Source organism: Microcystis sp. (assembly GCF_048564745.1).
GTDB classification, from domain to species: domain Bacteria; phylum Cyanobacteriota; class Cyanobacteriia; order Cyanobacteriales; family Microcystaceae; genus Microcystis; species Microcystis ichthyoblabe_A.
Genome location: NZ_JBLZRT010000208.1, coordinates 1 through 12,340, shown reverse-complemented (window position 1 = coordinate 12,340; position 12,340 = coordinate 1). Strand labels below are relative to the sequence as shown.

The following is a 12,340-nucleotide window of genomic DNA, read 5'->3' as shown; positions in this document are numbered from 1 at the left end:
TTATACAGGCTTTTTCCTGAGAATTAACCAAAGCTTCTGTCTTCACCATTAGGATAACTGCTGTATAACTTTTAGAAATTCCACAGCACAGGATTATCATCCAGGAAATCAGTTACCTGTTTACCAATATTATCAATTAATTTTAGGTCTTCTGGGGTTAAATTAATTGTCATTGCTTGAGCGTTATTAACTGCTTGAGCGGCATTTCTTACCCCAGCAATTGCATTAGTTTGAGGTTGCTTGATTAACCAAGCAAGAGATAATTGAGCTAGGGAACAATTATAGCGGTTAGCAATCGGTTCTAATTGATTTAAAGCCGCTTGTACCCTCTGAAAGTTTTCGCCATGAAAGAGTTTATTTTTAATTCTATGATCCTCGGATGCCAACTGATAACCGTTTCTAAATTTTCCTGTTAATAAACCTTGGGCAAGGGGAGAATAGGCCAGAATAGAAATATTATTTTCTATACAATAGGGCATAATTTCCTTTTCTACCGAGCGCCAAAAGAGAGAATAGGGAGGTTGAATACTCTCAATTCTGCCGTATTGACTGGCTTCTTCCAGTTGAGAGCGGGAGAAATTGGAAACCCCTATAGCGCGAATTTTTCCCTGTGCTTTCAGATAATTAAGAGCGGCCATAGTTTCAGAAATAGGCACTATTTCCGTGTTCCATGAGCCACTAGGCCAATGAATTTGGTAAATATCTATATAATCAGTTTGGAGGTTTTTTAAAGAGCGATCACAAGCTGCGATAACTTCCTCATATTTAAGGTGATTAGCAAAAACTTTGGTGGCATAAATTACCTGTTCTCGCACATCGGCTAAAGCTTGAGCGACAATCAATTCTGAGTGACCTTCCCCGTAGATTTCGGCTGTATCTACAGTGGTAATTCCTGCCTCAAAAGCGGCACGAATGGCTTTAATACTTTCCTCATCTTCAATACCTGCCCACATCTTTTTTCCTGCTTGCCAAGTACCCACGAGAAGGGGAGTAATTTCTATATTAGTCTGACCGAGATAGCGTTTTTGCATAACAGTTTTTTTGATGGGTTAAGTCTGCTTAGGGTTTTAGTCGGGTTTAGGGCTGAAAATCCCAGTGGAAGAGGACTAAGGTGACAAGGATAAAAACTTTTACCAGTAGGGGTGTAAAGAACAAACTTAATAAGCCACAAAAAAGACCTAATAAGCAGGTACTGAGGCTAATTATTTCGCCGTGAACATTGTAGCTAATCGACAGGGAGATTAGGGCTAGAGTAAGGAGAAAAATCATAGTTTTCTTTCCTGAGTCTCTTGAGCAGAAAAGCCGTGACTGCTCACGACTTTTCGCCGTTTCTATATCTATTATTAGCTCGATTACTTAGCTAATGACATCCGGGTAAAGTAAACTTTTTTAACGGAAAAGATTTAAAAATCCGTTGAAGAGTCCTGTCAGACCAGTAAAGGGACTTAAAACCGTGCCGAGGGTGTCGGTGGCAGAGGCCAGATTGCTACGATGAACCACAACCACATCATTATTGCGGAGAATCGGGTTAGTTTTCTCGTTGATACCCTGGGAAAAATCGATGTTAATTGAGGTTTTGGTGACGGTCCCGTTAGGATTGAGACGAATTAAATCCACTGTGGACTGATTGGCCCGACGCTTATCAAAGTCTCCTGCGGTTAAAATTGCCTGATTGAGGGGGGTATTGGGAGGAACTTCAATTGTCCCCGGTTTTTTCACCTCCCCGACCACTTTCACGTTAATGGTTTTAGGGGCAAAACTAGCCGATGCTAGGGTTTCCGATTCCTTGGCCGAGATTTCAGTTGCGGTGGGGATAATCACCGTATCTCCTTCTTGAAGAAAGATATCGCCGGTCATATCACCTTTTTCGAGCAAACTCCAGAGATCTACGGGGATTTTCTGCTGGGAACCGTCACGAGTATAACGCAGCACTTGCACCTGTCGGATATCGGCGAGAGGTTTGATGCCTCCCGCTTGTTGGATAGCTTGGGTTAGTCGGGCCGGTTTCCTGGTGCCGCCGCGATCTTGGTCATTATTATTGTTATTGTTATTATTGGGACTGGGGACAATACGATGGGACCCCGGACGATAAACTTCTCCCACCACAGTAACATTAATTTCTCGATCGCTATCTAGTCCAAAATTGGCATCGGCTAATTGATTGACTTCCCCGACGCTAAGGGTCGTTTTGGTGGGAATAACAATGCTATCGCCATCTCTAAGGCTAATATCTTGGGTTGTATCGCCTTTTTGGATTAATTGCCAGAGATTCGCTTGAATTAGCTGTTCTTGTCCCTTGAGGTTGCGTCGGATTTGAACTTGACCAATATCGGCCACCGTAGTCACTCCCCCTGCTTGCCGGATTATTTCGGTCAATAGGGGCGTTTTTTGGCTTTGTTCGGGGTTAATTGTATAAGTACCCGGACGATTGACTTCCCCCGCGATGGCGATTTGCAGGGGCCGGGGAGTGAGAACGCTAACAGTAACCACGGGACGTTTGAGATAGGTGGTGTAACGTTTAGCCAGGGTTTGGCCGGCTTCAGTGACGGTCATTCCTTCCACTTTGACGCTACCAATGAGAGGTAAAGTTAGGGTTCCATCGGCTAAAACGAGGAAATCGCCGCTTAAATCCGCCACTTGGTAGATGGTGACGCGCACTTTATCCCCTTCTCCTAGGGTGTAATCTTTGCTTTCTGCGGGGATAGGGGCAATCGCTTCTTTAGGGGGTGCAGTGCTACTAGAGGGCGTGGCTTGGACTGGGCGAGCCTCTAAGGAAGTTAGGGGGGCAATAGTGCCGATAATTAATAGATAACGTAGGGATTTACTGATTAAATGCTGTAATTGGCTGCTATTTAACATGATCAATAGGATTAATTTTATCGTTGACATTGGCGATCAGTGTAGCACAAATAGTCGATCGCCTATGGAAAACCCCTGTAATATCGCATCTATCGAGAGTTACCGCTAACTGTAAGATAGTTTTAATGATTGCCTGTATGTAAAGGGGTATATTAATTTTATGACAGCTACTAGCACAATTCCCGATTTTTGTCAAGGGATAAAATATTTTGGGGGTTCCTTACCCGAATTTGATAAATATGCAGGAAAAGCCGCTATTGCTGAGGGAAAAACCGCTATTAGTGCCGCTAATGACCCGAATGCTATCTATCAAACCCTCCTAGCCGCCGATGCTTTGCGTTACCTCACCCTACAAATCACCGCTACCAAAGAATCGGGACACCCCGGCGGTTTTGCCAGCGCTGCCGACGTGATTGCCTCTTTGATGATGTTAGGCCAGAAAAATATTTTCACTGAAGTGGGCCATCATGCCCCCGGTTTTTATAGTAACGTCTTTCTTGATCGCTCTCTCGAAGCCATGGGCATCAGCAACGTCACCCAATTGGGAGAACGTTTTCGGGAAAAACACGGACTTTTAGGGCATCTTTCTGGACAAATCCCCGGACTTCTTGGGCCGGCCGGTCCTTTGGGCCAAGGCCAACATTTCGCCATGGCGGCGGCCAAATTACACCCTAATACCCTTTTCCCTGTGACTATCGGGGATGGTGGTTTAGGAGAACCCTACATTATGAGTAGTTTTGGTCATTTTCACACTGCTTATCCAGAAATTACCAATTTTCTGCCAATTTTAGTTTGGAATGGCTATTCCCAAGAACACCATAGCATGGTGTCCCTGAAAACTAACGCCGAAATGGAAGCCTATTGGCGCGGTAATGGTTTCGAGGAAGTGATTCTCATTAATGCCAAAGACTTCGATGATGCTAATCAAAAAGGGGAATATGTAGATAGCACCAAATTCTCTTTTAACCAGCGTCTGGAGTTCATGAAAGCGGTGTTAATGGCCACGGATAAAGCCGCCCAATTAGCCCTGGGTGGTAAACTAACGGTGATCATTATTAAACAACTTAAAGGGGCGGGAGTTCACAAACGGGGAGCAGCTTCTCATAATCTTTATCCAGGCGATTCTTTAGAAAAAGATTATATCGTTACTGCCTTACAAGAACGCGCTTTACCCCCTGAAGCTTGGTCAATTGTTCGTACTAATTTCGAGCGCTCTGGAGGCGGTCCGGCAGCAGAAACAGTGGTGACGGAAAAAGTCTTCCCGCTGCCGGATTTAGGAACCTTACCGATGACGGAATATACTGTGGGTGGCGATAAAAAAGTGGCCACCACTGCTATGGGGGAATTAGTGGTAGCTGTGGGTAAAGCTGACCCCAATTTTGTCGTCACTAATGCTGATGGTAATGCCGCTTCGGGAATTAATAATATTAACGTCGGTTTAAAGATTATTCACCCCACCACCGATGATGCCTATTTCCAAGCACCTAACGGTCAAGTTTATGAGCCTTTAAGCGAGGATGCCTGTGCCGGGTTAGCCGTCGGTTTATCTCTCTTGGGAGCGCGAACTTTATGGTGTTCCTACGAGTCTTTTGCTATCAATGGTTTACCGATTTGGCAGACTGTAACCCAAGCGATGGCCGAGTTACGTCGTCCCACCCCTTCTACTATTACTTTATTCACCGCCGGAGCCTTGGAGCAAGGGCGTAATGGTTGGACACACCAACGCCCAGAGATTGAAAATTATTTCGCCGCTATGATGCGAAATGGTAATATTTTCCCTCTCTTTCCCTGCGATGCTAACAGTATTCAAGTCTGTTATCAATGGGCGTTAGGAACCAGCAATAAAGGCATTACAATCACCGCTAGTAAATCGCCTTTACCGGTGCGAACCACCTTTGAGCAAACTCGTCAAGCTTTGGAAAAAGGCGGCGTAATTCTCCAGGAATCGGAAGGCAGTAAAAAAGTCGTTTTTGCCGTCATTGGTGATATGACTTTATTACCCGTCTTTGAGTCTGCACAACAGTTAGAAGCAGCGGGAATCGGTGTAAAAATCGTCTCGGTAATTAATCCCCGTCGTCTCTACCGTCCTAGCGATGTGATGAGTGAAACTAGCTCGGCAGCTGATAATAATTTCCTTGATGATGCTGGTTTTGACAGTCTCTTTGCTGGTGATGCTTTAATCGGAGTAACCGGTGGTACAAGCGCCATGTTAGAACCGATTATGTTACGCAGTAATACCCGTCGGGATGTCTTCGCTTGGAAACGGGGAGAAACCACCGCCAGTGCCGGGGAAATTATGGCCTATAATGGCTTAACTGCCAATGCTTTAACTGCGCGTGCTACCCAGTTATTAGGCTAAGTTCCCAGTTAGTTTTTTTGATTATTCCCTACTTTCTTTGATTGGAAAGTAGGGATTTTTTTCTGGTCACTTTTGCCAACGGGTTAAACTTTTAATAATTTTCCATAGGCGAGGATATTGGAGGGATAGATAGCGCTTAATATGGGATTTTAAACTAACTAAATCCTGAGATTCTTTCAGTTCTCTATCTTGATAAAAACGAATTAAATCATCCCGTCTTTTCAGTAAAATTTTAATTTGTTGGTAATCTTCCGAGCTTAAAACTTGATGGGGTTGAATATTTTCTGGCAGCGGGCGCGGGATGTAAAAAGTTGTATGAGATGGTGATAATTCCTCGGCTGGACGTTCTTTAGTATAGAGATAGATAGAAAGAGATTTACGCGATAAATGCCGTTGATTTTCTGGTAAGTTAATCTGAGAAAATCCATGCCATGAATGTTCATTGGTTTCAAAAATAAGACAACGATTAAAGATAGGGACAAAAGATTTAATCTTATTTTCTTCTGGTTGACGTGGATTGGAATGTAACTCTAGATTACCTCCCCAATCTGCTTGCCATTGGGGATTTAAATAGATTAATAAATTCAAGCGGCGATGATACCAATGACGCTCATCGAGGTTAAAATCAATGTGAGGGTCTAATTCTTGACCGTGTAAATTTTCGTGGGTTCCACCCCCATAAAAACTAGGGTCTGGAATTAAATTATCAATACCAGTTAATTGGGAAATTAACTCTAAAAACTCTTGAGCTTGAATGTAGCGGCCAAACTGTTGATACACACCCCCCAAACCGATTAAATCCTCATTAACCGCCTTGCCGCCAACTTTTCCTAACTCACTAATGGCTTTTTGCGGATTAAAACTGGGAAAATTTTCCAGCAAAATTTGCGCTTGCTCCCTCACTAAAAAATTATCGATGACCAAATGCTTAAACGGTTGCGCTGTCTCAAAATCTTGACGATAGACAGAGGATTTCTCATAAACAAGGGGGTTGATAAACATTAGACAGCTTTTTTGTTGGTATGATAAATTGTAGCAATCAAACTGGCAAAATAAAGATTAACTCTCCTATTGACCTCATCGCCTATGGACTGGTGGCACAAACTCAAAGATAATCCTCTCGCTCGTTGGGGAGCAGTTTTACTGTTAATCTTCTATTTAAGCGTAATGGCGGCGGATTTTGTCGCTCCCTACTCTCCCTATTCCTCTCAACCCGGTCAGTCTCTTCTACCCCCCACCCAAATCTTTTGGCGCTCGCAGTCGGGAAGTAACAAGGGTGAGTGGATTGGCCCCCACGTCTATCCCACCACTCAAAGTGCTATTAATATAGAAACTGGTGAGCGGAAGCTAATGAGAGATTTTAACAAACCCTTGCCGCTGCGTCTCTTTGTTCAGGGTGAAACCTATAATTTTGGTCAAATTCGCCTACCTTTGCCGCCAAAATGGGAGGAAGTAACTTTATTCCCCGGTATCCCTTTTGATCTCCATCTGTTCGGGGTGATCGGCGATGGTAGAATCAATATATTGGGAACTGACGAATCGGGACGCGATAGTTTTAGTCGCTTGATTTTCGGAGGCAGAATTAGTTTATTTATCGGTTTGGTGGGGATTTTAATTTCTTTCCCTATCGGTTTATTTGTCGGTGGCGTTTCTGGCTATTTTGGCGGTTGGTTAGATGCGATTTTAATGCGTTTTGTGGAAGTTTTAATGACTATCCCCGGCATATATTTACTCGTGGCCCTAGCGGCCGTTTTACCCGCAGGATTAACCAGTACCCAGCGCTTTTTATTAATCGTCCTGATTACTTCTTTTATCAGTTGGTCGGGATTAGCGCGGGTAATTCGCGGTCAAGTTTTATCCCTGAAAGAACAGGAATTTATTCAGGCCGCTAAAGCTATGGGAGCAAAACCTCTTTATATTATTCTGCGTCATGTGCTGCCCCAAACTGCCAGTTATATCATTATTTCTGCTACGTTAGCCGTGCCGGGGTTTATCGTCGCCGAATCGGTTTTAAGTTTAATTGGTTTGGGAATTCAACAACCGGATCCTAGTTGGGGAAATATGCTTTCTTTGGCTACAAATGCCTCAATTATTGTTCTACAACCCTGGTTAATTTGGCCACCTGCTTTGTTAATTATTCTCACCGTTTTAGCTTTTAATTTACTCGGTGATGGTTTACGCGATTCTCTAGATCCTCGCAATTTAGAGAGATAATTTAGTTATTTTAACAGTCAGGAGGCGGTCGTCAGGAGGCAGCTTTTATTTATTATCCCCACTTTCCCACTTCCCATTATGAATAAAATCAGTAAAACCTTTAATAATTTAGCCGATAGTTTGGTGATTTATAGTCAAAGATACGGGAAAATAAGCTGGTTAATATTTTTAATTATCTTTGCTTGTATCATGACGATAACCTTTAATTTTCCCGCACAATCCAGCAATCAAACCCAAGAAAAAACTGAAATTCGCGGAGTTTGGTTAACTAATATCGATAGTGAGGTATTATTTAAACCGGAAATCCTAAAAGATGCCCTTGATAGGTTGGCCGATTTAAACTTTAACACCATTTATCCCACGGTCTGGAATTGGGGTTATACACTCTATCCTTCTAGGGTAGCAGAAAAAGTCACAGGACGAGCGATAGATCCCCATGAATCTTTAAAAAATCGCGACTTTTTAGAGGAAATAATTAGCCAAGGTCATCGGAAAAAATTAAGAATTATTCCCTGGTTTGAATTTGGTTTTATGGCTCCTGCGGATTCAGAATTAGCCAAACGACATCCCGATTGGTTAACCCAAAGACAGGATAAAAGTGTGATTTGGTGGGAAGGAAAAGTGCATCAACGGGTGTGGTTAAATCCCTTAAATCCGCAAGTACAAAACTTTATTACCGATTTAGTCAGCGAGATTATTACTAACTACGATATAGAAGGAATTCAGTTTGATGACCATTTTGGTTATCCCGCCGATTTTGGCTATGATGAAACCACGATTAAACTCTATCAAAGGGAACATTCGGGACAATTACCCCCGCAAGATTACCAAGATAAAGCATGGATTCAATGGCGGGCCGATAAAATTACTGACTATATGAATAGTTTAGCCCAGACGATTAAAAAGCAGCAACCTAGAGCGATTATTTCCCTATCTCCTAATCCCTACACTTTCTCCCTAGAATCCTATCTTTTAGATTGGCAAAAATGGCAAGAAAAAAACTTGATTGATGAGTTAGTAGTGCAAGTGTATCGAACTGATATGAACGCCTTTGACTGGGAATTATCCCAACCAGAATTACAGCAAGCTAGGCAATCTATCCCCGTAGCTATTGGGATTTTATCTGGTTTAAAAGGTCGCCCGATTCCGATGGTTAATATTACTCAACAAGTGGAAAAATCGAGACAACAAAATTTTGGTGTTTCTTTCTTTTTCTACGAAACTTTATGGAATATCAGCAATGAATCTCCTTCCTATCGACGCAGGATTTTTCGGGAAATACTCCAGTCTGCTAATCCTCGCTAAAATTGCTGACTTTAAGCGAAATTATTGCCCTAACCTGGCTATAGTTTCTTAAGTTTATCTTTAAATTAATAAAAAGCAGCAGGGAGAAACTAGAATCGCTAGAATAAAAGAAGACTCTCCCTTATCACTTTATTCATGCTGATCAGACATAACCGAAGCTCGATCGCTAAACCTGTTTTACTTTTTCTCGGCTGCCTTGTGATCGGGCAGTTAGGGGTGTTAGTGGTAGCCAATAGCCTCTGGTTTACCGAGATGGGTTATTTAAACACTTTCTTGAAACAATTATCTTGGCAACTAGGATTAGGTTGGGGAAGTGCGATTCTTTCTCTACTTTTTATTTTTACTAATTTACGTTTAGCCCAGCGTTTTCGTTGGCAAAAACCTAAAGAAGATAGTTATCCTCTTAGTCCTCAATCTCCTAGTATTAATTTATTCGGCCTTCTGATTATTGCAACGGGAATTGGAGCTTGGATCGGGTCAATGTTATTGTATTACAGTAAACTAGCCCTCAGTCTCTGGACACCAGATTTTAATCTCCCTAACCTCAGTTCTTCCCTCAATTCTCCTCTGCAAATAGTCTGGATTAGGCAAGTATTAACCGATATTTCCAGTAATCTTTGGCAAGGGGTAATCATCGCTCTTTTAGTCCTGGGATTATTAATTAAAACCGAGTATTTTTTGCGGATAATATCTATAGTATTCACTGTAATGCTATCTTTTATTATTGCTGGGCAGTGGGCGAATTTTTTAAAATATTTTTATGGTGTTCCTTTCAATATTAACGATCCTCAATACGGGAATGATTTAGGTTTTTATATCTTTCAATTACCCCTGTGGCAGTTACTAGAATTATGGCTCAGTGGTGTGGGAATATATACTCTTTTTGCTGTTAGTTTAACCTATCTTTTTTCGGGTGATAGTCTTTCTCTGGGAAAATTTCCGGGGTTTTCTCGTCCGCAACTGCGTCATTTATACGCCCTGTGGAGTGGGTTAATGGGGCTGCTAGTATTACACCATATTATTCAGCGTTACCTGCTACTTTACTCTCCCGAAGGAGTAGTTTATGGTGCGGGTTATATCGATGCTCATGTTGGTCAATTTATTGAAATTATTCTGGGAATTATTGCAGGAATAACCTGTATATGGTTAGGAGAAAAAGCATTATTTGGTAAAAAATACCGTCGCAAATTACACAAAACCGCCAAGAAAAAGTTGGTATTTTTCCCCTACTTAGTTCCTGTATTTCTCTATTTAATTGTTTGGATAAGTGGCACAATTATTAGTGGAGGATTACAAAGAATAATCGTACAACCGAATGAATTAGTGAGAGAAAGACCCTATATCGAAAGAAGTATTCAATCCACAAGAGCGGCTTTTTCCTTAGATAGAATTGATGCCCAAGTTTTCGATCCACAGGCCGAATTAAATGCCGAAGTTTTAGAGAGAAATCATCTAACTATCGATAATATTCGTCTTTGGGACACCAAACCACTGCTAGAAACTAACCGACAATTACAGCAAATTCGCTTATATTATAAATTCCCCGATGCTGATATCGATCGCTATCGGGTGCGAGTGGGAGTGCCTGAAAAAATCGAGGAACGTCAAATATCTGAAAAACAACAGACCATTATTGCCGCTAGGGAATTAGATTATAGTGCGGTTCCCACTTCTGCTAATACTTGGGTGAATAAACATCTCGTTTATACCCACGGTTATGGGTTCACTCTTTCCCCGGTTAATTTAGTGGCTGCCGGGGGTTTACCCTACTATTTTGTCAAAGATATCGGCACAAATAAAGACGAAGGGGCCCTACAAACCTCTAGCGAATTAATTGATTATAGTATTCCCATTGGTAAACCCCGCATTTACTACGGGGAATTAACTAATAATTATGTGATGACTCCCACCACCGCAGAAGAATTGGATTTTCCCAGCGGGGATGGAAATGTCTATAATACCTACGATGGTAAGGGAGGAATCCTAGTTGGGACCGGTTGGAGACGTTGGCTATTTGCCCTTTATCTGCGGGATTGGCAAATGTTATTTAGCCAAGATTTTACTCCCGAAACTCGCCTGTTAATGCGTCGTGATATCCAAAATCGTGTGCAAACTATCGCCCCTTTTTTAAGTTATGATCGCAACCCCTATTTAGTAGCGGCAGATGTGGGCGATAGTAGTAGTAAATTACATTGGATTATTGATGCTTATACTATTAGCGATCGTTATCCCTATTCCGACCCGGGGAAAGATAAATTTAACTATATTCGCAATTCGGTTAAAGTGGTAGTGGATGCCTATCATGGAACGGTGAATTTTTATGTTGCCGATCAAAATGATCCAATTATTCAGACGTGGAGTAAAATCTTTCCTCATCTCTTTAAATCTTTAGCAGAAATGCCGAAAACTCTCCGCAGTCATATCCGTTACCCCGAAGATTTATTTAGTACCCAAGCGGAAAGATTATTAACCTATCACATGACCGATCCACAAGTATTTTATAATCGGGAGGATCAATGGGAAATTCCCCTAGAAATTTACGGCACGGAACCCCAGGCTGTATCACCCTATTATTTAATCATGAAACTGCCCGATTCCGACAAAGAAGAATTTATTCTCCTCCATCCCTATACTCCCTCTAGTCGGCAAAATTTAATCGCTTGGTTGGCAGCGCGTTCAGACGATAGAGAGTATGGTAAGTTATTACTCTATCAATTTCCTAAACAAAGGTTAGTGTACGGACCGAATCAAATTGAGGCTTTAATTAACCAAGATCCAGATATTTCTCAACAGATTTCCCTTTGGAATCGAGACGGTTCTAAAGTTTTGCAAGGACACCTATTAATTATTCCCATTGAACAATCGCTGCTTTATGTAGAACCTTTGTATCTAGTGGCAGACCAAAATAGTGTCCCGACAATCGCTAGAGTAACAGTTGCTTATCAAAATAAAATTGTCATGGAACCAACCTTGAAGGAAGCTTTAGAAAAGCTATTTCAAGGTGATCAGAGCTAAGTAGCTGGTTATAATTAAATTAAAAATGGATTTTAGGTTCGATCCCCCCTGCCTCCCTTGATAAGGTAGGGTTGATTCATGAATCAACCCTACCCTTGATAAGGGGGGTGTCTGATAATTTTTAAAGCCTACCTACTTAAATTGCCGCTAATTTGTGGCCAATTAGCAAGAAAGCTGATGCTGGTTCCAGAACAATCCTCAATATCCCCAAATTCGCCCAGAAAATTGCCTGCTCTGGTTAATCAGCCAATTTGAAAATCCACTATCATCAAAGGATTGAGTTATGCTTTTAATTAGAAAAGTGGGCAATTAATTCTGTGCGAGATGAATTAATTATTAAAGGGGTAAACTCCTCCACTGGTAATAATAAAATGCGATCGATAATTACGGATAAATCTGGGTCTAAACTACCAAAACGAGCTTTCAATAAATTTTCTATCACCAGACGTTCTCCCTGTTGAAGACCCTGTTGAAGACCCTGTTGAAGACCCTGTTGAAGACCCTGTTGAAGACCCTGTTGAAGACCCTGTTGAAGACCCTGTTGAAGACCCTGTTGAAGACCCTGTTGAAGACCCTGTTGAAGACCCT

The 12,340-nt window shown here is 41.8% G+C and carries 8 protein-coding genes and 1 pseudogene; 4 read left to right on the top strand and 5 right to left on the bottom strand.

What is annotated here, in order from left to right:
- Positions 1–71: 71 nt before the first annotated feature.
- The 3 genes from ACOCD9_RS21050 to ACOCD9_RS21040 all read right to left on the bottom strand — a co-directional run bounded on the left by ACOCD9_RS21050 (position 72) and on the right by ACOCD9_RS21040 (position 2,889).
- Positions 72–1,031: an aldo/keto reductase gene (locus tag ACOCD9_RS21050; protein ID WP_287702246.1), complete on the bottom strand. Its 960-nt coding sequence runs from the start codon at positions 1,029–1,031 to the stop codon at positions 72–74.
- 46 nt (positions 1,032–1,077) lie between these two features.
- Positions 1,078–1,269 (bottom strand): hypothetical protein, encoded by a 192-nt coding sequence (locus ACOCD9_RS21045; protein WP_419548353.1) that lies wholly within the window; start codon positions 1,267–1,269, stop codon positions 1,078–1,080.
- Between the two features lie 120 nt (positions 1,270–1,389).
- Positions 1,390–2,889, bottom strand: coding sequence for an SLBB domain-containing protein (locus tag ACOCD9_RS21040; RefSeq protein WP_287702248.1), 1,500 nt, complete (start codon positions 2,887–2,889; stop codon positions 1,390–1,392).
- Between the two features lie 130 nt (positions 2,890–3,019).
- Between ACOCD9_RS21040 and ACOCD9_RS21035 the strand changes: the two genes are divergently transcribed.
- A complete protein-coding gene (locus ACOCD9_RS21035; RefSeq protein ID WP_419548351.1) occupies positions 3,020–5,218 on the top strand; it encodes a phosphoketolase in 2,199 nt (732 codons plus the stop codon).
- Between the two features lie 66 nt (positions 5,219–5,284).
- Here ACOCD9_RS21035 and ACOCD9_RS21030 read toward each other — a convergent pair whose 3' ends face one another.
- Complete coding sequence (locus tag ACOCD9_RS21030) at positions 5,285–6,220, bottom strand: 2OG-Fe(II) oxygenase (protein WP_419548350.1); 936 nt, start codon at positions 6,218–6,220, stop codon at positions 5,285–5,287.
- Between the two features lie 84 nt (positions 6,221–6,304).
- Between ACOCD9_RS21030 and ACOCD9_RS21025 the strand changes: the two genes are divergently transcribed.
- The 3 genes from ACOCD9_RS21025 (at position 6,305) to ACOCD9_RS21015 (ending at position 11,752) form a co-directional block, all read left to right on the top strand.
- Positions 6,305–7,432, top strand: coding sequence for an ABC transporter permease (locus ACOCD9_RS21025; RefSeq protein WP_419548364.1), 1,128 nt, complete (start codon positions 6,305–6,307; stop codon positions 7,430–7,432).
- Positions 7,433–7,510: 78 nt separating this feature from the next.
- Positions 7,511–8,737 (top strand): glycoside hydrolase family 10 protein, encoded by a 1,227-nt coding sequence (locus ACOCD9_RS21020; RefSeq protein ID WP_419548348.1) that lies wholly within the window; start codon positions 7,511–7,513, stop codon positions 8,735–8,737.
- 135 nt (positions 8,738–8,872) lie between these two features.
- A complete protein-coding gene (locus tag ACOCD9_RS21015) occupies positions 8,873–11,752 on the top strand; it encodes a UPF0182 family protein (protein ID WP_419548347.1) in 2,880 nt (959 codons plus the stop codon).
- 289 nt (positions 11,753–12,041) lie between these two features.
- Here the strand turns inward: ACOCD9_RS21015 and ACOCD9_RS21010 are convergent.
- Positions 12,042–12,340, bottom strand: a pseudogene (locus tag ACOCD9_RS21010) (flagellar assembly protein H); the annotation flags it as partial.

What these genes read in the sequence shown, in the direction of transcription:
- ACOCD9_RS21035 (WP_419548351.1), top strand. Translation starts at nt 3,020, where the DNA reads ATGACAGCTACTAGCACAATTCCCGATTTTTGTCAAGGGATAAAATAT.
- ACOCD9_RS21020 (WP_419548348.1), top strand. Translation starts at nt 7,511, where the DNA reads ATGAATAAAATCAGTAAAACCTTTAATAATTTAGCCGATAGTTTGGTG.
- ACOCD9_RS21045 (WP_419548353.1), bottom strand. Translation starts at nt 1,269, where the DNA reads ATGATTTTTCTCCTTACTCTAGCCCTAATCTCCCTGTCGATTAGCTAC.
- ACOCD9_RS21050 (WP_287702246.1), bottom strand. Translation starts at nt 1,031, where the DNA reads ATGCAAAAACGCTATCTCGGTCAGACTAATATAGAAATTACTCCCCTT.
- ACOCD9_RS21030 (WP_419548350.1), bottom strand. Translation starts at nt 6,220, where the DNA reads ATGTTTATCAACCCCCTTGTTTATGAGAAATCCTCTGTCTATCGTCAA.
- ACOCD9_RS21015 (WP_419548347.1), top strand. Translation starts at nt 8,873, where the DNA reads ATGCTGATCAGACATAACCGAAGCTCGATCGCTAAACCTGTTTTACTT.
- ACOCD9_RS21025 (WP_419548364.1), top strand. Translation starts at nt 6,305, where the DNA reads ATGGACTGGTGGCACAAACTCAAAGATAATCCTCTCGCTCGTTGGGGA.
- ACOCD9_RS21040 (WP_287702248.1), bottom strand. Translation starts at nt 2,889, where the DNA reads ATGTCAACGATAAAATTAATCCTATTGATCATGTTAAATAGCAGCCAA.